At 63.0% G+C, this 22230-nt stretch carries 25 protein-coding genes and 1 pseudogene; 11 read left to right on the top strand and 15 right to left on the bottom strand.

Features of this window, described 5'->3' with window-relative positions; translation table 11 throughout:
* Window positions 1–346: 346 nt before the first annotated feature.
* The 8 genes from ABVF28_RS15625 to ABVF28_RS15660 all read right to left on the bottom strand — a co-directional run bounded on the left by ABVF28_RS15625 (window position 347) and on the right by ABVF28_RS15660 (window position 6357).
* Window positions 347–583, bottom strand: coding sequence for a hypothetical protein (locus tag ABVF28_RS15625; protein WP_271986221.1), 237 nt, complete (start codon window positions 581–583; stop codon window positions 347–349).
* A gap of 343 nt (window positions 584–926) precedes the next feature.
* On the bottom strand, window positions 927–1160 hold the full coding sequence (locus ABVF28_RS15630) for a hypothetical protein (protein WP_371031202.1): 234 nt from the start codon (window positions 1158–1160) through the stop codon (window positions 927–929).
* Between the two features lie 95 nt (window positions 1161–1255).
* A complete protein-coding gene (locus ABVF28_RS15635; RefSeq protein WP_371031203.1) occupies window positions 1256–1597 on the bottom strand; it encodes an Lsr2 family protein in 342 nt (113 codons plus the stop codon).
* A gap of 95 nt (window positions 1598–1692) precedes the next feature.
* Window positions 1693–3474 (bottom strand): relaxase/mobilization nuclease domain-containing protein, encoded by a 1782-nt coding sequence (locus tag ABVF28_RS15640; RefSeq protein WP_371031204.1) that lies wholly within the window; start codon window positions 3472–3474, stop codon window positions 1693–1695.
* Window positions 3471–3881 (bottom strand): plasmid mobilization relaxosome protein MobC, encoded by a 411-nt coding sequence (locus ABVF28_RS15645; protein ID WP_371031205.1) that lies wholly within the window; start codon window positions 3879–3881, stop codon window positions 3471–3473. Before ABVF28_RS15645 ends, ABVF28_RS15640 begins: the two co-directional genes overlap by 4 nt.
* Before the next feature lie 372 nt (window positions 3882–4253).
* On the bottom strand, window positions 4254–4538 hold the full coding sequence (locus tag ABVF28_RS15650; protein WP_371031206.1) for a hypothetical protein: 285 nt from the start codon (window positions 4536–4538) through the stop codon (window positions 4254–4256).
* 161 nt (window positions 4539–4699) lie between these two features.
* The gene (locus ABVF28_RS15655) at window positions 4700–5092 is read right to left on the bottom strand and encodes a helix-turn-helix domain-containing protein (protein ID WP_371031207.1); all 393 of its coding nucleotides are present in this window, start codon (window positions 5090–5092) and stop codon (window positions 4700–4702) included.
* Between the two features lie 677 nt (window positions 5093–5769).
* Window positions 5770–6357, bottom strand: coding sequence for a hypothetical protein (locus ABVF28_RS15660; RefSeq protein ID WP_371031208.1), 588 nt, complete (start codon window positions 6355–6357; stop codon window positions 5770–5772).
* Window positions 6358–6491: 134 nt separating this feature from the next.
* Between ABVF28_RS15660 and ABVF28_RS15665 the strand changes: the two genes are divergently transcribed.
* Window positions 6492–7868: a hypothetical protein gene (locus ABVF28_RS15665; RefSeq protein WP_371031209.1), complete on the top strand. Its 1377-nt coding sequence runs from the start codon at window positions 6492–6494 to the stop codon at window positions 7866–7868.
* Between the two features lie 119 nt (window positions 7869–7987).
* Window positions 7988–8725, top strand: coding sequence for a DUF4839 domain-containing protein (locus ABVF28_RS15670; protein ID WP_371031210.1), 738 nt, complete (start codon window positions 7988–7990; stop codon window positions 8723–8725).
* Between the two features lie 47 nt (window positions 8726–8772).
* Here ABVF28_RS15670 and ABVF28_RS15675 read toward each other — a convergent pair whose 3' ends face one another.
* Entirely contained in the window at window positions 8773–9150 is a 378-nt protein-coding gene (locus ABVF28_RS15675; RefSeq protein ID WP_371031211.1) for a hypothetical protein, read from the bottom strand.
* Window positions 9151–9279: 129 nt separating this feature from the next.
* Here ABVF28_RS15675 and ABVF28_RS15680 point away from each other — a divergent pair, with 129 nt between their 5' ends.
* The 3 genes from ABVF28_RS15680 to ABVF28_RS15690 all read left to right on the top strand — a co-directional run bounded on the left by ABVF28_RS15680 (window position 9280) and on the right by ABVF28_RS15690 (window position 12064).
* Window positions 9280–10272, top strand: coding sequence for a type IV toxin-antitoxin system AbiEi family antitoxin domain-containing protein (locus ABVF28_RS15680; RefSeq protein WP_371031212.1), 993 nt, complete (start codon window positions 9280–9282; stop codon window positions 10270–10272).
* A 317-nt stretch (window positions 10273–10589) separates the two neighbouring features.
* The gene (locus ABVF28_RS15685; protein WP_371031213.1) at window positions 10590–11357 is read left to right on the top strand and encodes a hypothetical protein; all 768 of its coding nucleotides are present in this window, start codon (window positions 10590–10592) and stop codon (window positions 11355–11357) included.
* Window positions 11351–12064 carry a DUF3800 domain-containing protein gene (locus tag ABVF28_RS15690; protein ID WP_371031214.1) on the top strand — a complete coding sequence of 238 codons (714 nt, stop codon included), beginning with the start codon at window positions 11351–11353 and terminating at the stop codon, window positions 12062–12064. The genes ABVF28_RS15685 and ABVF28_RS15690 overlap by 7 nt, the downstream gene beginning before the upstream one ends.
* 106 nt (window positions 12065–12170) lie before the next feature.
* On the opposite strand, the gene ABVF28_RS15695 is transcribed toward ABVF28_RS15690, so the two are convergent.
* Window positions 12171–12395: a DUF2188 domain-containing protein gene (locus ABVF28_RS15695; RefSeq protein ID WP_371031215.1), complete on the bottom strand. Its 225-nt coding sequence runs from the start codon at window positions 12393–12395 to the stop codon at window positions 12171–12173.
* A 635-nt stretch (window positions 12396–13030) separates the two neighbouring features.
* On the bottom strand, window positions 13031–13615 hold the full coding sequence (locus ABVF28_RS15700; RefSeq protein WP_371031216.1) for an AAA family ATPase: 585 nt from the start codon (window positions 13613–13615) through the stop codon (window positions 13031–13033).
* Between the two features lie 342 nt (window positions 13616–13957).
* On the opposite strand from ABVF28_RS15700, the gene ABVF28_RS15705 reads away from it, so the two are divergent.
* From ABVF28_RS15705 to ABVF28_RS15715, 3 genes are all read left to right on the top strand, one after another.
* The gene (locus ABVF28_RS15705) at window positions 13958–15070 is read left to right on the top strand and encodes a hypothetical protein (protein ID WP_371031217.1); all 1113 of its coding nucleotides are present in this window, start codon (window positions 13958–13960) and stop codon (window positions 15068–15070) included.
* Window positions 15063–16523 carry a hypothetical protein gene (locus ABVF28_RS15710; RefSeq protein ID WP_371031218.1) on the top strand — a complete coding sequence of 487 codons (1461 nt, stop codon included), beginning with the start codon at window positions 15063–15065 and terminating at the stop codon, window positions 16521–16523. Before ABVF28_RS15705 ends, ABVF28_RS15710 begins: the two co-directional genes overlap by 8 nt.
* Window positions 16524–16703: 180 nt before the next feature.
* On the top strand, window positions 16704–18575 hold the full coding sequence (locus ABVF28_RS15715) for a PT domain-containing protein (protein ID WP_371031219.1): 1872 nt from the start codon (window positions 16704–16706) through the stop codon (window positions 18573–18575).
* 181 nt (window positions 18576–18756) lie between these two features.
* Here ABVF28_RS15715 and ABVF28_RS15720 read toward each other — a convergent pair.
* A pseudogene (locus tag ABVF28_RS15720) lies at window positions 18757–19334 on the bottom strand (recombinase family protein).
* A gap of 376 nt (window positions 19335–19710) precedes the next feature.
* Here ABVF28_RS15720 and ABVF28_RS15725 point away from each other — a divergent pair.
* A complete protein-coding gene (locus ABVF28_RS15725) occupies window positions 19711–20265 on the top strand; it encodes a hypothetical protein (RefSeq protein WP_371031220.1) in 555 nt (184 codons plus the stop codon).
* Window positions 20266–20312: 47 nt separating this feature from the next.
* Here ABVF28_RS15725 and ABVF28_RS15730 read toward each other — a convergent pair whose 3' ends face one another.
* The gene (locus ABVF28_RS15730) at window positions 20313–20699 is read right to left on the bottom strand and encodes an ImmA/IrrE family metallo-endopeptidase (RefSeq protein ID WP_371031221.1); all 387 of its coding nucleotides are present in this window, start codon (window positions 20697–20699) and stop codon (window positions 20313–20315) included.
* Between the two features lie 28 nt (window positions 20700–20727).
* A complete protein-coding gene (locus ABVF28_RS15735; protein ID WP_371031222.1) occupies window positions 20728–21084 on the bottom strand; it encodes a helix-turn-helix domain-containing protein in 357 nt (118 codons plus the stop codon).
* A 172-nt stretch (window positions 21085–21256) separates the two neighbouring features.
* Between ABVF28_RS15735 and ABVF28_RS15740 the strand changes: the two genes are divergently transcribed.
* Together ABVF28_RS15740 and ABVF28_RS15745 are read left to right on the top strand one after the other, a co-directional pair.
* Window positions 21257–21481 carry a hypothetical protein gene (locus tag ABVF28_RS15740; protein ID WP_371031232.1) on the top strand — a complete coding sequence of 75 codons (225 nt, stop codon included), beginning with the start codon at window positions 21257–21259 and terminating at the stop codon, window positions 21479–21481.
* A gap of 24 nt (window positions 21482–21505) precedes the next feature.
* Window positions 21506–21832, top strand: a complete 327-nt coding sequence (locus ABVF28_RS15745; protein WP_371031223.1) for a hypothetical protein — start codon at window positions 21506–21508, stop codon at window positions 21830–21832.
* Between the two features lie 3 nt (window positions 21833–21835).
* Here ABVF28_RS15745 and ABVF28_RS15750 read toward each other — a convergent pair whose 3' ends face one another.
* Window positions 21836–22216, bottom strand: coding sequence for a hypothetical protein (locus ABVF28_RS15750; RefSeq protein ID WP_371031224.1), 381 nt, complete (start codon window positions 22214–22216; stop codon window positions 21836–21838).
* Between the last annotated feature and the right edge of the window lie 14 nt (window positions 22217–22230).

Genomic DNA, 22230 nt, shown 5'->3' on the forward strand with positions numbered 1-22230 from the left:
TCCGCGAACACCGAAACATCGCGGCTGTACGCGTTCAGAACCTCGCCGTCAGCGAGCCGATCCGCGACGCGAATGCGGGGCCGTGGGCTCAGCGCGCGGGCCAGTTCCCACCCGCTCGGAGTGGTCGGAACACCCTCGTGCGCACGACTCAGCGCCAACACAGGGACAAACGAGACAGATTTAGGTACTATGAGGGCACCTCCTCCTCGGAGTGGGTACTACAAAGGCCCGGCTGGTAACCGGAACTGCGTGGGTATTAGCTCGAACCTCTAGGCGTAGGAACCAAGTGAGGGTTTGAGCTACGAAACTTCACGAAGCCCGTCGCGGAAGCGGCGGGCTTCTTCGTTTAAGCCGCTGCCGTATGCGCCTCCGCATCGTCGGTAAACACGGGGAGCGCGCCGTTCTGGGCGCGCAGCATGGCCGCCAGCCGCTCTAGATAGAGCGACTGCGAGAGGTTGCCCGATGCTTTGGCTGCCTGACGCATCTCATCGGCAGTAACGGACGAGAGCCGCACCTTAAGGTGGCGTACTTCCTCGCCCGCGGGACGCCTGTTGCGGCGGATACCTGCGTTGCTACCGGTCATGACTCCATGATGAAGACAGGACCCGCTTGTTAAGGCCCCCCATATCGGCGTGTCGGCATATTTCAACCCGGCTGCACCTCGAGCCGTCTGTGGCGTGCGCCCGAGGAGCGGCGTCAATACAACCGCTTCGTGCCGAAGTTGCAATCCATCGCACCATTCGTGATCACCAATGAAACTTCTTCGAGGGAGGGTCCGATTGTCATAACGTGGATTATAGGATTTGTTGCCTGACCAGGGGATAGCTCGATGCGAGAGCGTTATCGAGTATTCACATGCGACGATGACCGCTCGACCTGAGCTCGTGCGTTCGAGCTCGATCGCCTTCCCTGTTCCGTTTAGCGCGTCAGGTTCGTCGAGGTCGGTTCGTGCGCAGACCGTGTTCGTAGCGTCTCGTGGAGCGCGCGGCGAGGTCAGGGAATTCGGCCATGACGTCGGTGTCGAGCAAGAGACGCGCGATCTGCTCCGCGTGACGGCCGGCAGACCACCCGTTTTCCGACAACCAAGCGAGCTTCTCCTGGTCCATCTTCGGGTGCGCACGCTCGTACTCGAGCAGAGCCCGCGCCTTCGAGGAGAGCATGCACACACATTAGGTCACGACATGGCCGGCCACGAAGCCCGTTCGATGCGCCTGCTCTCTCTCGCCCTTGCTCCGGACGGCGCAGCGCCTTCGTGTCAGCGTGACGCGCCTGTGGCCTCGTCGTACGCGGTGAGGACCTCACCCGAGACGCGGCCCCGCGCGGACACCTCGTGGCCGTTGCTGCGTGCCCACTCCCGCACGGCACCCAGGTCGTACTTCGACGAGCTCGTCTTCGTCGTGCGGCTGCTGGTGTTGGTTTTGCGGCCGGCTTCGACGTAGCGGTTGAAGTGGCTGCGCAGCTTCGTGGCGTGCGCGTCGGTGAGGTCGATCTCGTAGCTCTTCCCGTCCAGCCCGAACTGAACGGTCTGTCCTTCTCCGTCGGGGATCTCGGTCTGGTCGAGGTCGTCGATGAGCCGGTGGATTGTCTTCCTGACCATGCTGATCTCCCTGTCTTTGTTCTCCAATGACCTGCTGCAGGCCAGTCTCCTCGTCCGAGCTGCCCGCCGGGCGTGGGACACACTGCGCTGGCGCCTTATCTCCCGAACCCGCGATCCCGATCGGGGGCTGGTGGCCGGTGCTTGATCCTCAGGTCCTCTTCGGACACCTTGCCGGTCCGGACTCCTGGCGGATTGGGGAAGTTGATCCGCTGCCACTCCCGCATGTTCTCGATCTGCTGGTCCGTCTCCGTCAGCGGGCCGATAATCCGCGCCGGCCGCTTCTTCGCGTCCGCGGTCGTCTTCGACACAGCACGTGCTGGTGTCGCCTGCGCTGGCTGCGCCGCTGCCAGTTTCTTCTGCGGCGTCCGCGGCTGCGGGAGCGCGTCTCGGACGCGCTCGAGACGCGCCCTCGTGTCGGACGCGAGGGTCTCCGCGTGGCGCGCCTGCCGGTCGGCGTCTTGGGCCTTGTAGATGGCCTGCGCAAGGCGCAGCATCTGCCGGATCATCGCGGCCTGCGCGACCGCGCCCTGCCCGCCCCGGACTGCGCACGAAGCGAGCAGCGCCGCACCACCCAGCGGACCCGCCTCCGGTTGCAGGGGCCGCTCGGGGCGCGTGTATGTCTGCGCTGACCTGGAGAGCGCCTCCGACGCCGCCGCGAGGTCGCCCGGGACGGACTCGGTGGCGTTGGACCAGGCCGCGAACACGCCCGCGGTCTTGCGCGCGATGACCGCCCATTGCGCCCGGTCCTCGAGCGGCACTTCCCGCAGCCGCGTCACCGCGTCCTGCAGCGCGGCGTGCTGCCGGCTCCCCCACCCAGACGCATCAACGTCACGCGCTTCACGACCAGGCGCGACGATACGCTTGCCCCGGTACGCGGCCTCCCACTCGGCCGCGGCCGCGCTCGCCCCGGACGGGGTGTCTGGCCACTCGGCACGCAGCCTCGGCAGCGCGAGATCACGTCCCAACTGTCCCCCGCCGTACCAAATCGGGCGCTCACCGAACGAGGGGCGTTCCGCGATCGAGTACCCCGTGACCACGTCCGTGCGGCCGTCCGCGAACCGGGGCCGCACCAGCACGCCCGAGCGGCGCAGCCGGCGCACGAACTCCCCCTCATCTTTGGACACTGCAGCAGCTCCACGCACACGCACCGCGAGCACATGACGCGGCTGATCCTCCCGCAACTGAGCGGCGACTTTCGCGCTGCGCTCCTCCCCCGTCAGTGCCTCCCACGCCGGCACCTGGCCGCCGGTCTGTACGCGCTGCCGTTCGTGCTTCCCGCGCGCCCGGGCGCGTGCTTGCGCTTCGCGCTCCGCCGGGTTGTAGCCGCGCGTCGCACGCTCCTGACGAGCGGACTCGAGCTCCTCCAACCCGTAGGAAACCTCGAGGCCGCGCGCGGCTTGCTGCGCACGGTAGTAGTCATTGTGGATGGGTGCTTTCGTCCCGTCCTCACGGACCAGATTCACCGCGATGTGGATGTGGTCGTTGCCGTTCGATGAGACGCCGTGACGCACCGCGACCCATCGGCACGGCGCCTTCGTCCCGTCGTGGTCATCGAAGCCCATCGCGGACACAAAGTCGGTCGCGATCGCGCCCCACTGCGCGTCCGTCAACTGCCCTTCTTCGGCGCGCAGCGACAACGACGCATGCCATACATGTCCACCGTTGACCTCGGTCCCGAACGTGCGCTGCGGTTGATCCAAATAGCGGGCGATCTGCGCCGCCGACGCACCACCGAGCTCCGCATCTTCAAACCAGGACATCATCGGCGAATCCCCGGCCACCAGATGCGGTTCAGCGTGCTCGTTCGAGCGCCCAGGTCCCACCAGGTACGTCAACAACCCGGTCATGCGATCCCCGCGCACCACGTTCGGCATCATGGCTTCGGGAGCTCCTCGATCGCGTCCGTCAACGCGGCAGCTGCCGCACGGACCGCGTCCAACGTGTGCCGCAACGGCTCCACCAACTCCCCCGGCACAACCCCCTCCACGTTCGTGGCCTTCGCGATCTGATTCACGTTGTTCCCCAGACTCGCCAACGTGCGATGCGCCGCGAACAAATCCACCAGCAACGCACGCCGATCAGACGCGATCTCCGCACCATCCTCAGCAAGCGCCGACTCCACCAACAATCGCACGACCGTGATGCCCTTCGCGTTCGCCCGACGAAGCAGCATCCCCTCCTCCTCCGGCGACACCTTCACCTCATGACGATGCTGCCGACCACCCGCAACATTCGCCCGACGACGACGATCAAACACACGCCCAACCGGAGCCTGCTCACCCATGAACACCACTCCCCTTCCGGCCCAGCGCAGCGAACCCGCAACCGCGGGGACCACACCCCCAGTGTGCCAAGCCCGAGACACGAAGTCGAGGGCCAAGCCGGTTTAGCACAGCTAAACCTATAGCTTGCTCCGTTTGTTACGGCGAGAAAGCCGATCTGCGGTTGCGAGATGAAGAGGTCTCGGCTGGTTACGTCGGCGTGCCAGTGAGTGCTGTCCGAGTTGAAGCTCCGGGAGCAGCGGGAGCTCGGACCGCGCCACGTTGATGCGAGCTCGTGTATGAGCGAGATCGCGCCATTGCGTGTCCACTGAGATGCGTTAACCGGCCATCGAGAGCTGGGCATCGCGGACGCCGATTGGGCGCATGGTCAAGACCTAGTGCTGCCGGTGAGCCTCGATGGCAGCGGTCAAGGCAGCTGCCCCGGCTGAGCACTCGATGGGGTCGTCACCCCACCACATCACGTTCAGCTTCTCGACGGTTCGGGTAGCTTCGACGACACCGAAATTCGGATGCTCGACCAAGGCCATCGCGAGTCGTGTTCGCTCTTCGTACTCGCACCAGCCGAGTCCTTCGGCGACCCGACATAAGTCCACCGTCGGCGCGTCCGACAACGTGACAAGCGTCGCGTCCCACTGCGCGCGATCCTGGTTCGATTCCATGACCCCATTGTCCTTCCGTGTCACATCACCCCGACCCCTCCAAGGGTCGTGACGTGCCTCAGAAGAGCACGCGGAGCGTGAGGCGTCGATCCTCGATCTTGGACCGCTGAGACTCGTGCTTCGCCGGGGCTGGAGAATGATCTTCCTGTTCGGGGAACGGCTCATCCTGCGTGGTACCCAGTGTGCGTATTGGTGGCCAGGAACTGCATCAGCGATTCGCGCTGAATGTACTTCCGTGACCCGAGTTTCGTGTACTCGATGTCACCGCGGTTGGTCAGATCGTAGAGCGCTGAGTAGGGAACGCCGAGTGCCGCTGCGGCGTCTTTCAGACTGAGCAACATCGGGCCGGACTCCGAGAGTTTGCTCGGATGGATGACGGTCGTCTGCTCGGATTCGATGATCTCGACCTCGGACGCCTTCGTCTCCCAGTTCCCGAAGTACGAGTACGGCTTCGCGAACTCCTCCTGCACCTTGCGGGCCGCGTCCTCTTCATCAGTGGCGCGGACCCACTTCTCCGCGACCTGCACTCGAGTGACGACGACCTTATAGCGCATATACGTCTCCTGCTTGTCGACCTGCTTGACCGGCAGGGACCCTGCAGGCCTTCGTTTACGTGGCGCCCGTCGAAGTACCCGTCCGACGGCGCCGCGGTCCGCCTTGGTGTCGCCCACTTCAGCGCCACTCTCCCGGTGTTGACGCCGCTCCTGACGCGACTGCGCCCTGCGCACTTCATCGTCTTCGATCGCCGCCTCGGGCCAGAGACGCCCACGCTCCGTCGGCACAGCGCGCCACGACGGCCCGCGACCAGAGATGTCAACGAGACCGCGACTCTTCAGCGCACGCGCTGTCACACGATGCGCGAACGAACCCTCCGGATACGTGCCTGGTGGACACCCGACCACGATCCAAGCGAGCACGTCCTTCTGCACAGCATTCAAACTGATACTGCTCCGCCGCGCCCGCTCCTCCACGTTCCCGCCAGCCCCTTCCACAGCCTCACTTTCGACCTCAGGGGTGACAACAAATTAGCCAGCAGATGAACTGATCTCCTTCCCGCGGCACCACCAGTCGCAGCACCTCAACCGGGCAGTTCAAGAGCACCGCTCATCACAGTCTCGGACGCCCCCCTGTGGGCTCGTGAGACTGATGCCGGGCCGACACCGCGCCCGCCGGCCGTGAGCACAAAGCCGTCCCCCTCCGCGCGCTTCTCACTGCACCGCTGTGGTTCGGATCAATGCTGGGTGTTCAGAGACTCCTGAGAGAGGGCTCCGGTCGCGTCGAGCACCTTGAGCGTTGCAAGCACTGCGTTATCCCGGTACTGCTTCGACTGCGCCACGGATCGGACGCTCTTGACCACCTCGGCGGCGCCAACAACCAAGATCGGTCCCGACCCAACCTGTTGCGTGGAACACCACTCACGAACGCCTTCCTCCGCAAATCTGGTGGCGAACCGTCCAACGTAGAGACGCATCTCCACCTGGTCATGCTCGAACCCGAAGCGCTCCGCTGCACTCTGCACGACCGTGTCACGGACGTGCAAGTCGTTCAACAACGCGTAGCGCGCGTTGTACGCCGCGGTGAAGCTTTCACCGCGCACATGCTCAGCAACGACACCCCGCGACCCGAAGAACGACTTCACCGTGACGAGCACCAGCTTGTCCGCCCGAGCTCCCACAAGATCGACTTCGAAACCGTGCGTCTGCCACTCCTCATGCGTCACCTTGCGCGTCCGCCGCTTGACCGGAAACTTCAAAGCGCTCGAAACGACCAGCCCCTCAGACTCCATCGCCAACGCCACAAACTGCTCGAACGCTTCCATACTCCGAGAGTAGCGACGGCCACTAACGCCACTGACAGGTGAGGCCCACGGGCACGCCGCACGCGCACACCACCCCGGCAGAACAACCACCCTCGATTCGTAAGTCCGACAACGACCCGACGTAAAGTGACGCTGTGAGAGCCATCGATGACCTGCGCGCAGCTGTTCGATCCAGGGCAGTCCGAGAGCAGTTCGATGAAGCCGCCCGGGCATACTCCGCTGGCGCCTACCGAACCGCAACCATCGCCCTCTGGATCGCCGTCGTCCAGGATCTCCTTGGAAAGCTACGCGAACTCGCCGGCGACGGCGCCGCCAACGCGCTCGTCTCCGACGTGGATGCCGCTCGTTCTCAAAACGACTTCAAGAAACTACTGGCTATCGAAGCAGGGATCCTGGATCACGCCCTCACGGACTTCGAGCTGATCGAAGTGGTGGAGCACCGGCAACTCGTGCGGCTCCACGAGGACCGCAATAGGTGCGCGCATCCATCGTTCCTAGCTGACGAGGAAGCGCAGTATGCGATGACCGAAGAGCAAGTCCGCGCATACATGGTCCTCGTCGTCGACAGTGTGCTTTCACAACCACCCATCGTCGGCAAGGCCCTGATCGTCCGCTACACCGACGACACACGAGGGTCATCCTGGCCGGACCGAGACTCAGCAGAATACGTCCGCGGACGCTACTTCACGCGCGCCAGGACCCAAACACAACGTCAAATTCTGCAGATTGCAGTCAAGGCCGCCATCACGCCCCCGGACGGGGACCACACCGCCGCGGGACGAAACGTTGCAACGCTCAGGGCAGCGCTCTCCTTCGACGAGAAGGAAACGCTCGATGTCCTGGCCGACGTTCTGCACAAGCAACGAGACACCATGGACGACTCCAAGCTGCGCCGCCTCATCGGAGCTGTTGGGTGGATACCGCGTACATGGGACGTGGTCGGCACCGACATCACGATGAAATGTCGCACACTGCTGGAGTCTGCAGATCTGACACTCTTGCTCGAAGACCGCGCCTTCGCGTCGGGAGCGCCCGCACATCCTGAACTCGCAACGACGTATGCGGCCGCCCTCGAGCGCCTGAGCGTCGACCAACTACGTGATCTAAGCGGACGGTACTTATTCGAGCGCAGGCAATTCGTGCCCCTGCTCTTAGCTCAACTCGAGCGCGCCGAAAGTTGGCGCACTGCGGGCGGACTCATGGCTGCCCTCGTACAAGTCTCCGATCTCCTCACGCTGCATGACGTGCAGCAGCTCGCACGCATCTTCGTGGCCAACAGCGAGGTACACCACTCCTTCGACACGCCTCCCACACTCGTCCAGATCGTTCAACAGACAGCCCCAGTCGACGGGGCGCACACCGAATGGGTGCAGATGTTTGACCACTACCAAGCGAAGTACGCGGCAAATACGGGCAGCACTGGCGGGACGGGCATGTACGGCGACCTCGCCGCACTCCTCACCCCTGGAAACACCGTCGAACGCGCATATACAGCGCCATCGCACAGTTGACCCTCACAATCTTCGACACACCCTTCGTTGCCCGGGGAATCTTGCTTCCGGATACCGAGTGACAATGACTCTCAGCGTTCCAGGGCCGATTCCGCGCCCCGACTCAAACGGAGAGCAGCATGGCTAGCGACGAGACCCAGTACGAGACCAAGACGGTGCAAGCTATTCGCGGCACCGAGAGCCGCGCGGTCGCGAAGTGGCAGAAAGAGGGCTGGACGGTCGTATCCCAGTCCCCCGGAACGTTTCGCACCGAGATAACACTTCGACGCCCGAAGCCGAAAGTCCCAGTGAAGACACTCATCATCGCGGGTGGCGTGGCTGCAATTGCAGCCGCTGCCGTTGTCCTCGGGATGCTCTTCGGGGACGACGACGAAACGGTGCTGGCCACCACGCCGGCACCTTCCGCAGTCGAGACCGAGGCGGTGCCTACATCGGAACCAACTGCGGCTGCAGTTGAAGCGGCACCGCCTACCGTGCTGACGCCGGAAACGAACGCGGACCTGGCGGCGCTCTTGACTCAGGGAGACTCCTGCGACCCGTCCATTCCCGCTTTTGTGGAGAAGTACAAGGGGCAGCGCATCAGCTTCCCGGCAAACATCGGCTACATGCAGAACCATGGCAGCTACGACACCAGGTACGACATCCTCATCGTCGCCGGCGACTACAGCGAGACCAGCGCTCCCGGCCCTGCCATGCAGTTCCGTGACGTGAACACAGTGAGCGACCTAAATTACGTTGGGACAGTACCGGACGCTGTCGGTGTCGGGACGAATCTCCTCTTGACAGTCGAAGCTGCCGAGTACGAATCATCGTCTTGCCTGCTCCTCCTCGAACCGATCGAGACCGCCATCCGATAGCTGGTTGCGCCTGACCACACTCGCGCTCGAAAAGGTCCAAGAACTGCTCAGCCGCTGAAGCTGTCGTCGATCGGTGCCTGAGCAGCCTGCCTAACGTCCTCGAACCGATCTGCCTGAATCGCGACAATTGGGATGTCATCGCCCAGCCTAGGGTTTGCGCCAATGGACCAGAGACGCGCGACGAGCTCACCCTCCGCATCCGCAATCTTCTGCCACTGCTCGTACGCGAACACGAGCCGCTCCCCCACCTCAGCCCCAGGCCGTGGGCTGGTCTTCCTTGCCCACTGGTACGACGCCCTCGCGTCCGCAGAACCCGCGAGAGTCGACACGAGCGTGGCACCAAGCGCCGCGTTCCGACGACGAGCGACCTCACGCACATCGAGCCCGCTCACCCCCTCACGCTGCACGTCTCTCTTTTCGCTCATCCCTCAACCTCCCTTCCCACGATCCACACCAGCTGGACTTCCCGGATCCGAGCTTCGCGTAGCTCTCTGATCGCTGACATCCCCGCTCGTGTGCTTGGTTTGTTGCACCCAGCGTGAAACAATCCAAGCATGTCTTCGATTTCCGCTGTGGGCGCGCTGGCCGACTTGTCGGCCGCACAATGGGGACTATTGACGACCGCGCAGGCGAACGACGTGGGGGTCAGTCGCGTGCAGCTCACCCGGCTCGCGCAACAGGGGCTAATCGAGCGTCTCACTCAAGGCGTCTACCGCGACGCGCACGCCCCGGAGCACGAACTCGACGGACTGCGCGCAGCCTGGCTGAGCACCGAAGCGGGCCTGCTGGCTGAGCAGCGCCTCGCGAACCCCAGCGCGATCGTCAGTGGGCGAACGGCGGCCTACGTGCACGGCCTTGGAGACCTGTTGCCGGAGCCGTACGAGTTCAGCACCCCCAAGCGCCGCCAAACACAGCGACCCGAGCTGCGCTACCGCTACCAGCCCCTCGCCCCCAACGAGCGCACCATCATCGCGGGACTGCCCGTCACCACCGTCGAACGCACCATCGCGGATCTCCTTCGCGCCCGCGAAGACCGCAGCCTCGTCGCCGATGTCCTCGCCGACGGAGTGCGCGGTGGCGTCGTGGATCTCGACGAGCTCACTGAGCAACTCGGTCCCCTCGCCGCGCGCAACGGACACGCAGCAAACGATGGAAAGGCGTTCCTGCAGCAGCTCCTCGAAAGCGGTGGAGTCGACGCCGCAAGCCAACTGCGCCACCTCACCGAAACGACCCTCTGGCAGACCAGGCCCTTTGCCCCTTTCTCCGTCACGATGTCTGAGCACGTGAGCGAGGCGTTCACGCACGCTGTCACCGACGCGTTTCGAACCGCCTATCCGTCGCTGTCCCCGAACGTCGACACCGCAGCGCTCACCAACGCCGCGTTTAACGCGATCGACATGGACCACCTTTGGGCGAACATGAGCGCGGACTTCTTCGCAGCGCTCACCCCCACACTCCCCACGACGTCGTTCATCGAGACGACCGCGATCCTCGACCAGTTGGCAACACGAACCCATGAGCACGAGAGCACCGATGACGAAGACTGACCGCACCGCCGGGTACCCCAACGCGCGCGCCGCATCGCAAGCCATCAAAGCTGCCGCCCAGCACGCCAAACGTCAGGGCTCGCTCCCCATCGACAGCCTCATCCGGACCGAAGGACGCTCCGCGTCCACTCCCCCACCTCGGCGGCCGTATCAGCAGCTGTATGACTGTTCACGATGTACTCCCATCTCTCCATCGTTTCTTGCTTAGAAGAAACGCAGTGCAGATCAGGACGAGGAGCGGGCGCGTGAACCTCTCGCGCCGGACTGTGCGAGATGATCTCTCCATGCCCCTCAGGAAGTCAGATGCGGTAGTACACATGGAGCAGCTCGCTCGCGAGCAGTCAGCGATGGAGCTCATGGCGCAGGGAGTCATCACTTTCGAGATGACGCCGCGACAGCAGGCCGCGTATGACGACGCGGTTCGATTCGCAGCGACCATCGACGCCCGCGAACGTCAGCACTATCGCGAGCTGCCCGCACGTATCGCAGTTGAAAACCGTCAGGTCATGGCAGACCTGAACGATGGAAAGTTGTACCTCGCCAACGCTGACGGCACCTCCTCACCCGTGATCCACTTCGCGTCCTGCGCTTCGGTTCGACACCAAGTCGACCGAGACGTCGCCCACGAGATAGAACAGGAACAGGAAGGCGAGATACACGGGTCCTGGCACTCGGGAACGGGGTTTGACGGAGTTGCGAAGTGGCCCAACTTGCTCACCCTCGACGAAGTGGAAGCGTTGCGCTCCTACCGCGCCTGTCAACGCTGCAACCCGGACACCAAGGAACGACGCAAGACTGCCGCACGAAACCCCCTGCCATCCAAGTTGACGTCAGTCAACGCAAACCGCATTGGGCGCGAGTACGAGACCGTCACCGGTGAATACTTGGGCGTGCTCCGTAGCTACACGGTGACGAAAGCCGAGATCGTCCTGAGCTGCTCCGAACGCGATCTGCGCGGCAGCCACGAGTCCCTCGTCGTGATGCTGCCGCGAGAAACCCCGCCCCGCAACGACGAGCCAGCCCACGTGACGACACACTCCCAGAACCAAGACCGAAGCGACAGCGAGAGGAACCAACCGTGCTGATCGCCTACGTCGATGAGTCCTACACCCAGGACTTCTATTTCATCGGCGCCGCCATCATGACGCAGGAGCAATGGGAGGCTCTCGAGGACGCCTACGACGTCATCCGCACACGCGCAGCAAACGACTACGGCATCCCCGCCGACGCCGAGCTTCACGGCCATGAACTCATGGGCGGGTCAGGTGACTGGAAATCCCTCCGCGGCCGCCACCGCGAGGCCGCCAACATCTACGCAGCAGCACTGCACGCGGCCGAAGATGCCGGCGTCAGGTACCTGTTCCGCGGAGTCGACGTCCAGAGGCTCAACGCACGTTACAAGTACCCCGATCAGCCCCACTCGATCGTGCTCGGCCATCTGCTCGAACGCGTCAACGAGCACCGTCGAGACTTTCACGTCTTCGACCAGGAACAGGTCATCGTCGTCGCTGACGAGATCTCGACCCAGGACGATCACAAAAAGCAGTTCGAGAGCTACCAGCTCATCGGCACCCCCGGATACCGGTCCAGCAAGCTCGACCTGATCTCGGCACCGATCCAGTTCGCTTCATCGAAAGACTCCGCAGGGCTGCAAGCAGCCGACCTCGCCGTCTACCTCCACCGACGCCGGCAAACAGTCACCGAGTCCCACCCCAAGGCCGCGTCCACCATGAACCGACTCGGCAAGTACCTCGACGCAGCCACCGCACACAGCTGGACGTGGACACCGTAAAAAACAAAGGCCCCGCAGTGCGGGGCCTTTGGCTGGCAACGTTCCGGTAGCCGGCCCGTTGTGGTCACGATGCTACACCGAGCGGCTGAATCTTCTCTAGCGGCCGCTAGCCCTTGGGCGGATTCGGGTCGTTGCCGTACGAGTTCTTCCTGCCGATCGTGCCATCCAGCTTGCGCACCGTGTGCTCGACGCGGCGAGCCTTCGCCATGTCGCGGCCGACGGCTTCTTGTTCGGCCTTGGTCCCACCCACGTGCGCAGCACGCGAGCTCCCCTCGACCTTCGATTTGCACACACCGTCCTCGCTATACGTGCTCACGTCGCCAGCGGCCATCCGTCATCCCTTCTCAGAGCCAACTCACCTCACGCAATTCTTAGCACCGTTGCCTCGACGAAGCCGGATACGGATGCTTGGGGCGATAAGAACTGCACGGGACGTGCAGAAGCGTGAAGGAAATCACGCAGTAGGCGACCTCCAGCACGCACCAAACGCCGCCTAAACTCGGCCGGCCGTTTGTCACTCGGCCGACGAGTCGACGCCTGCGCAGACGTGCGCGTGTGCACTTGTGCACTTGTGCATGTGCACTTGTGCATGTGCACACGTACGCACGTGTGCACACGTGCACGTACGCACGTACGCACGTGTGCACGTGTGCACGTGTGCACGTGTGCACGTGTGCTCGTGTGCACGTGCACACGTGTGCTCGTGGGCGCGTGTGCGTAGATGCACCGCCAGTCCTTAGCTCCGGCTAGCCAGGAGCAACCGCAGAGCCTCGACTGTGAGCGCTTGCTGCGATGTACCTTCCTCGAGCGCAAGCTTCTTGATCTCCTTGCTAAGCGAGACAGGAACTCGTGCGGAGTGGTAGACCGATTCCTCTTCAACCGCCGCGGCTTGGGTTCGCTCCCCCGCCTTGGCGCGCTGCGGCCTCGCAGTGCGCCCCGCCGCTGTGAACATGTTCTTACTCTCGCTCACTTGCTCATCTCCCGAATTTCGGTCAAGACATCTGCGTAAGCAGTTCCCAGAGCGATCTTGGCTCCGTAGGCCATTGCAAGCGCCTGAGCCTGGGGAACAGTCGATTCTAGGACCGGCACGCCGAACGGTTCGAGCGCCTCGCGCACTTGGACCGAAGCGAGCGTGCGCTTCACGACTCGAGTGAGCAACACCGCTGCATGCGCGTCAGTGAGTGCCTGCACCTCCTCAACCAACTGCGCAGTTTCAGCAAACTGGGCGAAGTCACCGCCGGTCGGCTGCATAGGAATCAAAATTAAATCGGCCGCGCGCATAGCCGACGTTGCCACCCCCAGATCACCGGGAGGAGTGTCGATCACGACATGGTCAGCCACGCCACTGAGCCAGGACTGTCGATGAATGGTGTTCTTCGGATGAGCTGTCGCTTGCCAATCCAGCGCGTTGGCCCAATCCAACGCGGACCCCTGCGGGTCCGCATCGACTACGAAAACACTCTCCTTTTGGCTCTTGAGCTCGGCGGCGAGATGCATCACCGTTAGCGTCTTACCCGTCCCACCTTTGAGATTCACCACTGCGATCTTCATGACTCCATGTAACCATGGCGCGCACATGTGCACAAGTGCGCTTGTGCAATTGTGCGCACGTGCACTTGCACATGCGGGAGGCCCTGGGGCTCGCGCAGCGCGCCCCTCTCCTCGACATAAAGCCGGTGACACGTCACCAACACTCGGGCCTTCATCGATTACAGGGTCTCGCGTGAATACGTCACCGTTAGCCTCAGTGATCAGCACCAGCGGAATGCCTACCACGCATGCGAGTTCGAGCTCATGTGCGCATGTGCACAAGCGCACTTGCTCACATGCGCACAAGTGAGAAATGTGTTGCAGGTTTGTGCGTGGGGAAGTGCCGCACGAGAACCTCTACGGTTGACGCGGCACCGCTCTCCCACACGCGTATCTCTGCAATGTCGGCAGTGCTCGCTACGCTCATTCAGACGATCGGCAGCAACGGAACACGGGGGGACTATGGACAGCTCAGCCAAGTCAGATGACGTCAAAGACGGACTGGACGAAGCCAAGGAAGGCTTCTCTCGAGCATTTGGCGGGCTCGGGAAGTTCGCGCGGCACGCTTCAGCGCAGCTGGTCGAGCAGGCTGGCGATCTGAAGGACGCCACGGTCGACACGGTCGAGAAGCTGGGCGCTCCGAAGTCGGACCCGTACGAGGATGCGATCGCCGAGTACAACGCGGCTTTCACCGCGATGAGTGACAAGGGTTTCTCTCTCCTGCGCCAGCGAGAGCGTTCCACGGACCTGATCGAGCACGTCGAGTTCCTCGTCAATAGCGTCGCAAACACGCCGAAATCGTTCGACACGGACTTCGAGGAGATCGACGTCCTCAAGGCACAGTTCCTCGACGCGGAAGCATTCGCGCAGAACGATCTCCAAGCCGCCCGAAACTCCGCTGCAGGCGCGGGCGCCGGCATCACCGCTGGAGCGGCGGTCGCGAGCGTCGCGCCGACCGCCGCGATGTGGGTCGCTACAACCTTTGGGACTGCCTCCACCGGAACCGCGATCTCAACACTCTCTGGAGCGGCCGCCAGCAACGCAGCACTCGCGTGGCTCGGTGGGGGAGCGATTGCCGCCGGTGGGGGAGGGACCGCAGCCGGCGGCGCCCTCCTCGCCTTGGCAGGCCCCATCGGTTGGACTGTTGCTGGCGCAGCACTACTCACATCGATCGCGCTGTTCGCGAAGAAGAAGTTCGAGAACCGCGAGGCGAAGCAGGAAGCGCTGAAGGCAGTGATGCAGAACACCGCCCTCGTGAAGACCATGGACGCGCAAATTACCGATCTTCTGCAGCGCAGCGCAGCACTGCGCGAGCTACTCGTGAAGACCTACAGCGCCGCCCTGCAGTTCTATGCAACCGACTTCCTTGACCTGAACTCCACCCAGCAGTCGCAACTCGCGGCCCTAGTGAACAACACCAAGGCATGTGCAGCTCTGCTCGGGCACCGCATCACGCCCGCCAGCACCGATGAGTGACGCGTCAAGGCTCGTGCAGAGCAACCAGGAACAAGCCGTTGCCGCCTGGATCAGTCACCTCAACCAGATCCGCCTCGACACCCTCCTGGTCGCTCTGGGAAAGCAGGATCTGAACCTCAAAGACGCGCTCGGCACCCTCGACGCGGCACTCAAGAGAATCGATCTCGAGGTCATCGCCACCAACCGCGGGGGCGTCAAGGGCATGCACGGCTTCATCGCTGAAGTCGCCGAAACCGGCATCAGCAACGCACGAAGCCAGATCACCGGCGCGGATGCCGCCTACCAGTGGGTGAACGACAACGGGCCCGTCGATCTCCTCCGGAACGGCGTGGAGGTCCAGCAGAAGTTCGTCGCAGCCGGCGGACGCTTCGGACTCGGCGCCGTCGCCCAGCACCTAGAGAAGTATCCCGACTTCCTCAAGAACGGCGCGAAGTACCAGATCCCCGCTGATCACTTCGAGACCATCAAGACGCTGCACGCCATGAGCCCGGAAGACGCGGGTCTCCTCGTCAGGGGCTCCGGCGATGGGTACTCCTTCAAGGACTGGCAGCGTGTCCAGACCTTCTTCAAGCAAGACAACGTCAGCATCGACTCGATCGAGCCCTCGAAGCTCAGCTACGACCAAGCACAACGCGGCGCCTACAACCAGACCTTTCAAACCGAAGAGCAGTCCCTCAAAGCCACCGACCAGGACCTCCGCGCCGAAGCCGTCCGTGACAGCCACGCGAACCTGCGGGAAGGCGCGAAAGCCACCCTCGGGGCTGCCGCCATCGAAGGCGGAACCGCGTTCGTGCTCGCCGTGATCGAGAAACGCCAGCAAGGGACCGCACTCAAGGATTTCACACGCGACGACTGGGTCGACATTGCTAGCGAGACTGGTCTCGGTTTCGCCAAGGGCGGCGTGCGCGGGCTCACGATCTACTCGCTCACCAATCTCACCAAGACCTCCGCAGCTGTCGCAAGCTCCGTCGTCACCGCGGGCTTCGCGATCGCGGAACAAGCCAACAGGCTCCGCCAAGGCGAGATCACCGAAGTCGAGTTCATCGAGAACGCGGAACTCGTCTGCCTCGACTCTGCCGTGAGCGCCCTGTCCTCCCTCATCGGGCAGACGCTCATCCCTGTGCCCGTGCTGGGCGCCGTGATCGGCAACACCGTCGGCACGATTATGTACAAAGCGGTCAAAGACTCGCTCGCCGCACACGAAGCGGCGCTCATCGAGCGCTACCTCCGCGAACAGCAAGCACTCGCCGGGCGACTCGCGCACGAGTACCAAGACCTCATCCAGCAACTCGACGAGAGCATGTCCGACTACCTCGACATCCTCGATCAGGCCTTCGCTCCCGACATCGCCGTCGCTCTGCTTGGCTCAGTCGAGCTCGCCCTAGAACTCGGCGTCGCGCCCGATGATGTTCTAGACACCAAGATGAAGACGTTCGCATACTTCCTCGATTAGGAGCGCCACGGCCCGCGCGAAACGGGCGAAGAGGCCCGCGCGCCAGCCGTCGATCCAGTCCGCCACTCACCACAAGATGGTGTTCCCCGGGGATTCAACGCGACCGAGTAATCTGGCCAGCCTGAGTGTTTGCCGATAGCGTCGAACGAACGTCAGGTCCACACCATCGTCGGAGTGCAAGTGAAAAAGCTCTACACGCTACTTAGCGTGATCGTCGTCGCGTTCCTCTTTGGAGGGGTCGCGGTTACCTCAGCGTATGCTGCGCCAGCATCAACGGATGCGGATGTTTCTGCACCAGAGCTGGTGTCAGCATCACTGGTCGCCGATGAGGTCGAACCAGGTGAGGAAGTCAGCGTCAAATGGAGCGCCCGCGACGCCGGCGGGATCGAGTACGTGTCGTTCGGGTTCAAAGCCCCAACTGGACGCACGTTCTACCTCTCCACGTACGCCTACGGAACAACCGCAACCGGTCTCCAGAACGGCTTCGCGAGCCAGATCGTCGACGGCGGCTCCTGGCCATCCGGCACCTACACGCTGGCATACGTCACGCTAAGCGACAAAGCCGGCAACTCCTCCACGAAATCTGCCTACGACCCAGGCTTCCAAGCACTCACCTTCAACGTCATCGGAACAGATGCGGATGTTTCTGCACCAGAGCTGGTGTCAGCATCACTGGTCGCCGCTGAGGTCGAACCAGGTGAGGAAGTCAGCGTCAAATGGAGCGCCCGCGACGCCGGCGGGATCGAGTACGTGTCGTTCGGGTTCAAAGCCCCAACTGGACGCACGTTCTACCTCTCCACGTACGCCTACGGAACAACCGCAACCGGTCTCCAGAACGGCTTCGCGAGCCAGATCGTCGACGGCGGCTCCTGGCCATCCGGCACCTACACGCTGGCATACGTCACGCTAAGCGACAAAGCCGGCAACTCCTCCACGAAATCTGCCTACGACCCAGGCTTCCAAGCACTCACCTTCAACGTCAAGAGAGAAGGGGCGACTCCTCCTGCTTCAGAGCCGACAGTGTCTCCAAGCACGCAGCCGAGTACGCCCCCGATGCCAACGGAAACGCCCCCTCTCGAACCGAGCGAAACTGCAGAACCAACCCCAGATACGACAGCCCCGGAGTTCCACAGCTTGCAGGTGACCGCGGCCACTTTCAGAGATCCAAATTTCGGAATCATGTGGACAGCGATCGATGAGAGCCCGCTCACGAGTGTGACGTTCGAGCTACGGATGCCTGACGGCTCTAGCAGGTGGGTGCTGCATACCCTGGACCCTCTTACGCAGTTACCCGGATTGCAGCTGGGCACGTACATCGCGGACCTCTCCGACGGAACGTGGCCGAACGGAGACTACGAGATACTCACCGTTCGCCTCACGGACAGTGCCAATTACGTCTCAGAACACACGGCAGCAACGTGGAATCCAGACATAGCCCCCCAGATTTTCACGGTCGATCTGCCGCTTGCAACTCCTCTTCCAACCATAGAACCGACGGCGGAGCCGACCGCTGAGCCTACCCCGGCACCCACGGCCGAACCGACCGCTGAGCCTACCCCGGCACCCACGGCCGAACCGACCGCCGAGCCCACCCCGGCACCCACGGCCGAACCGACCGCCGAGCCCACCCCGGCACCCACGGCCGAACCGACCGCCGAGCCCACCCCGGCACCCACGGCCGAACCGACCGCCGAGCCCACCCCGGCACCCACGGCCGAACCGACCGCCGAGCCCACCCCGGCACCCACGGCCGAACCGACCGCCGAGCCCACCCCGGCACCCACGGCCGAACCGACCGCCGAGCCCACCCCGGCACCCACGGCCGAACCGACCGCCGAGCCCACCCCGGCACCCACGGCCGAACCGACCGCCGAGCCCACCGCTTCTGAAGTGGCAACGCAAACCAAACCGTCGAACGCATCACCACCAGCTGGTGCATTAGCCACAACTGGAGCCGAGGGAAACATAGCGACATGGCTTGGCCTCGGATCGCTCGTTCTAGTGGCGGGCATCTCACTGCTCCTACGGCGCCGCGAGCCGACTGAGCACTAAGACCACGACGTGGCCCGTCACGCGACCCTCCGCGATGACGGGCCACGCCGTTTGGCATAACGGTTCAAGTAGAGCAGAGAAGCAATCAACGTCGCACAAACCCCGACTTGGTGCCTCCCGCGGAGGGAAGACGACCCGGTCAAGTGGATATTTGCATAGCCTGTAGGCGCTGAAAGGTAATTTACTCGCCCGGTGCGCGCGTTCGCTGGTACCGGTAACACGTCGCGCGACTCCACCCAGCAAGACGAGCCGCATCTTCAGCTGTGCGGCCCCAGATGCGTGCGTCCGCGATCACCTGGATCTTCTTTGCGATCTGAATAGGGTCGGAGATCGGCTGGCCAAACTTCGTGCCGTTCAGGGCACGCGGCTGCGATGCCTGCATTCACCCGTTCCACGATGAGCTCGCGCTCGTGATCCGCGTGGGTGGCGAGCATGTTCAACATCAACCGGCCAGTCGAATTGGCCGGATCGATGCCGCCAGAGACCGAACGCACGTTGATGTCGCGCTGCCGCAACAGATTGAGGACATCAATGATGTGACCGACCCAGCCGGTCAACTCGGCCCACGACGACGGTATCGCCATCCCCCGCATGCTCCAGCAATCGCTTCATACCAGGGCGCTCAGTCGCAGTCCGAGTCCCCGAGGTTACGTCGGTGAAGACGTCGCGCTTCTGGACGCCCACGTCGACGAGCGCGTCAAGCTGGAGCTGCGCATCCTGAGTTGCGGTGCTGACGCGGATATAGCCAGGGAGTCTCACTCGAACAGCTTGCCTCAGAAAGTCCGTGATGCAGATGGGTTGAGACGATTCATGATGAGACGAGTTTCCGAGACAAGCTGGGATTCGGATTTCTGGGGGAGTGGGTACACCATGGACACGTTGCCCCGTGTCTCGGAAACCTAATGATTAGTGATACAGGCCGAGCAAGCTCGGTGCGCCCTTACCGGGAGGGGCAGCCTGCACCCCCGACCTGTTTGGCCTTGGTGACACGCAATGACGCAGCGCTGCCGCGACTGCGCGACCTCATTCGTGGGTGCTTGAGCCGTGGCCCAGGTGGGTTCAGTGGCGTCCTGTGCACGTAGGCCATTGCATGCACGGACCACACGCAGGCGAGCGGCCTGCGTACCCTGTTGGCATGAGATGCCGTTCCCGAGCCCCACTCTGGGCCCTACTGGTCAGTTCCGCTCTCCTGCTCACCGGCTGCGTCGGTGACGGGGATGCCGAGAGTGACACCTCGACAATCGAGGGGGAAGGTGTTACCGAAACCTCGACCCCGACTGTGACACCAGCGGGTACTCCCGAGGCATCAACCGCTCCAAGCGTCGGGAGCCCCGAAGCCATAGACACCTGTGGTGATGCTCTCAGCTACTTCTACCTCGACGGCACGTTCAACGATCGTTTCAACCTCGACGACGTCAGGGTTGAGGGTACGCGCTACGTATTCGAGAACCAGAGCGAGTACTACGACTTTGCCCCAGGCCACCCGTACGCGTCAGATCCAGAGATTGCCGCCTACGTGGACACGTTGGTGACAGACAACGATGCCGACATCTGGTGTGAACAATCTGGCACGACCTTCAACGTCGGTTTCGTGGGTGGCGAAAGCACGATGGGAGTCACGATGGGAGACCTGCAGAAGGAGTTCAGCGCTGCGGATCTTGAGATCCGCAAGCTTCTAGGATTGGCGTGAGTGGAGCCTAATCCTCGTCACCCCGACTTCGACATCGGACCAGAGGTTCATGCTGCGAGTCGCTGACTAGCCCTCGCGTAGTTGTCAGGCTGGGCCATCCAAGCGCGGAGGATGTCCGGGGTGACTTGAAGTTCGTCACACCACTTTTCGGGGGAGTCTGGCCAGCGTTTGGCACAGTTCGCGACCATGGGCGCACTTAGGAGCATGTTCGCGGCCCATTCATCGGCTTCGCGTTCTGCTCGACTACCGTCGCACTCGTGCCCCAGGACTGCGTGACCAATCTCATGCGCAAGGACAGAGCGAATCTCGATCTCGGTCAGATCAGTTCGCAGCGAGATCGCGTTCTGGTCCGGGTGCCAGCTGCCGGCGTCATGCATGTTGTCGCGCCAGAACACCTCGATGCCGAGGAGCTGCGCAAGATTGAAGACGGGCATAGCGGCATGGTCTCGCCGACCACCGACATTACGGAGCCCGATCAGGATCCAGCTCGCCTGCCGACGAGTCACCCTTGGCGACCTTGCGGGCATCAGCTTCGACCCAATTGGGTGCGCGAAGCGGCGTGACGTTACTGGGCGCCTCTACCTCGGCATGCCGGAGGAGCTCGATGGGAGCAATGTCGAACGCGCGCGCGATGTTCTCGAGGTCGTTCAGTGTGAAGTCCGTCTGGTCGTTGATCCGCGCCCGTACGTAGGGCTCGCTCTTGCCCATGAGCTCGGCGAGCTTCGTCCTCGACATGTTGCGGTCACCGAGCTCACGCCGAACGATGCGGCTCAGGCTGCGGGCGAACGTCCCTGCACTGTCTTGCTTCGGTCTTCCCATGACTCCATGGTACCTCCTGAGGCGTATCGCGTACGTAAAGTTTCGGGCTACGCCTGCAAACGGCCTTTAGATGTTTCATACTGTCGTAATCACGTCTCATGAGATGTACAGTCATGTCATGAGTTCAGTGAGCGGGTTCAGTGGCCAGGTGGTCGCAGCGATCCGCGCGGAGATGGGATGGCGAAACCTCGCCACCAGAGACCTAGCAGCAGCATTGCGGATCTCACCCCGCGCTGCTGCTCGACGCCTCAGCGGAGACGTCGACATCAGCCTCAACGAACTCAGCGCGATTGCTCAATGGCTGTCCGTCGAAGTTTCGGACCTCGTAGATATGCACAGGCCGAAGAGGACACCCCACCGAGCGTCGAACCCGGGCAGCAAATTGCTGCTCGCGTAACCAACCACAAGGAGAAATCACACCATGGCACTACTCTCTTGGCGCCTGCCAGGCACCCACGCCCTTCGCTGGATGATTCAGCACCACCTCAAGCGCATGAGGCGCTACGACGGGGCTATCGACGGAGTCTGGGGACCCATGACAATCCGTGGCGTGCAGATGACCACGCGCGCAGCCGGCTCGCCGACGTCAGTCGACGGGGTCGGCGGACGGGAGACTGCCTCGCACGTCGAGTACTACGTCGACGGAGTTGTTCGCGACCACAGCGGCAACTACCCGATGTCGGACGGGCTCTGGCAAGGCTTCCACGACAAGCTCGGCCGAGAAAAGCCTCCGATTGTCCGCCCATAGGGTTTACACCCAGTCGTCGTAGCCGACCCCAACCTGCGTCGTTGCGTTTCCGTTCGTCTCACAGAACATGTTCTTCAACGACGGGTCCGGCTTCTTCGGGGTAAGCACGATGCGCCACTCCCCGTCCTGAATCGACGTCTTCACTGTCTCGGCGTCGTACTTCGTGTCGAAGTCCGCGGCCGTGGACGGCGCGATCTTCTCGGCCTCACCGCGCCATAGCGCGACGCACTCAGCGATCGCGTCAGCCTCACTGATCTGCGGAGTGGGCGTTGGAGAGGAAGCGGCGGTTTCTGTGGGTGCAGCTTCCTGCTCTGGTGAGCTGCACCCGCAAAGACCAAGGGTCACAACAGCAACGGACACAGCGGCAGTTCGCACAAAACGCATGTGCTCGATGCTAA

Origin of the sequence: Pseudoclavibacter sp. JSM 162008 (genome assembly GCF_041366455.1) — a bacterium.
Classification (GTDB): Bacteria; Actinomycetota; Actinomycetes; order Actinomycetales; family Microbacteriaceae; genus Pseudoclavibacter.

What these genes read in the sequence shown, in the direction of transcription:
- ABVF28_RS15625 (WP_271986221.1), bottom strand. Translation starts at nt 583, where the DNA reads ATGACCGGTAGCAACGCAGGTATCCGCCGCAACAGGCGTCCCGCGGGC.
- ABVF28_RS15630 (WP_371031202.1), bottom strand. Translation starts at nt 1,160, where the DNA reads ATGCTCTCCTCGAAGGCGCGGGCTCTGCTCGAGTACGAGCGTGCGCAC.
- ABVF28_RS15635 (WP_371031203.1), bottom strand. Translation starts at nt 1,597, where the DNA reads ATGGTCAGGAAGACAATCCACCGGCTCATCGACGACCTCGACCAGACC.
- ABVF28_RS15640 (WP_371031204.1), bottom strand. Translation starts at nt 3,474, where the DNA reads ATGATGCCGAACGTGGTGCGCGGGGATCGCATGACCGGGTTGTTGACG.
- ABVF28_RS15645 (WP_371031205.1), bottom strand. Translation starts at nt 3,881, where the DNA reads ATGGGTGAGCAGGCTCCGGTTGGGCGTGTGTTTGATCGTCGTCGTCGG.
- ABVF28_RS15650 (WP_371031206.1), bottom strand. Translation starts at nt 4,538, where the DNA reads ATGGAATCGAACCAGGATCGCGCGCAGTGGGACGCGACGCTTGTCACG.
- ABVF28_RS15655 (WP_371031207.1), bottom strand. Translation starts at nt 5,092, where the DNA reads ATGCGCTATAAGGTCGTCGTCACTCGAGTGCAGGTCGCGGAGAAGTGG.
- ABVF28_RS15660 (WP_371031208.1), bottom strand. Translation starts at nt 6,357, where the DNA reads ATGGAAGCGTTCGAGCAGTTTGTGGCGTTGGCGATGGAGTCTGAGGGG.
- ABVF28_RS15670 (WP_371031210.1), top strand. Translation starts at nt 7,988, where the DNA reads ATGGCTAGCGACGAGACCCAGTACGAGACCAAGACGGTGCAAGCTATT.
- ABVF28_RS15675 (WP_371031211.1), bottom strand. Translation starts at nt 9,150, where the DNA reads ATGAGCGAAAAGAGAGACGTGCAGCGTGAGGGGGTGAGCGGGCTCGAT.
- ABVF28_RS15680 (WP_371031212.1), top strand. Translation starts at nt 9,280, where the DNA reads ATGTCTTCGATTTCCGCTGTGGGCGCGCTGGCCGACTTGTCGGCCGCA.
- ABVF28_RS15685 (WP_371031213.1), top strand. Translation starts at nt 10,590, where the DNA reads ATGGAGCAGCTCGCTCGCGAGCAGTCAGCGATGGAGCTCATGGCGCAG.
- ABVF28_RS15695 (WP_371031215.1), bottom strand. Translation starts at nt 12,395, where the DNA reads ATGGCCGCTGGCGACGTGAGCACGTATAGCGAGGACGGTGTGTGCAAA.
- ABVF28_RS15700 (WP_371031216.1), bottom strand. Translation starts at nt 13,615, where the DNA reads ATGAAGATCGCAGTGGTGAATCTCAAAGGTGGGACGGGTAAGACGCTA.
- ABVF28_RS15710 (WP_371031218.1), top strand. Translation starts at nt 15,063, where the DNA reads ATGAGTGACGCGTCAAGGCTCGTGCAGAGCAACCAGGAACAAGCCGTT.
- ABVF28_RS15725 (WP_371031220.1), top strand. Translation starts at nt 19,711, where the DNA reads ATGAGATGCCGTTCCCGAGCCCCACTCTGGGCCCTACTGGTCAGTTCC.
- ABVF28_RS15730 (WP_371031221.1), bottom strand. Translation starts at nt 20,699, where the DNA reads ATGCCCGTCTTCAATCTTGCGCAGCTCCTCGGCATCGAGGTGTTCTGG.
- ABVF28_RS15735 (WP_371031222.1), bottom strand. Translation starts at nt 21,084, where the DNA reads ATGGGAAGACCGAAGCAAGACAGTGCAGGGACGTTCGCCCGCAGCCTG.
- ABVF28_RS15740 (WP_371031232.1), top strand. Translation starts at nt 21,257, where the DNA reads ATGGGATGGCGAAACCTCGCCACCAGAGACCTAGCAGCAGCATTGCGG.
- ABVF28_RS15745 (WP_371031223.1), top strand. Translation starts at nt 21,506, where the DNA reads ATGGCACTACTCTCTTGGCGCCTGCCAGGCACCCACGCCCTTCGCTGG.
- ABVF28_RS15750 (WP_371031224.1), bottom strand. Translation starts at nt 22,216, where the DNA reads ATGCGTTTTGTGCGAACTGCCGCTGTGTCCGTTGCTGTTGTGACCCTT.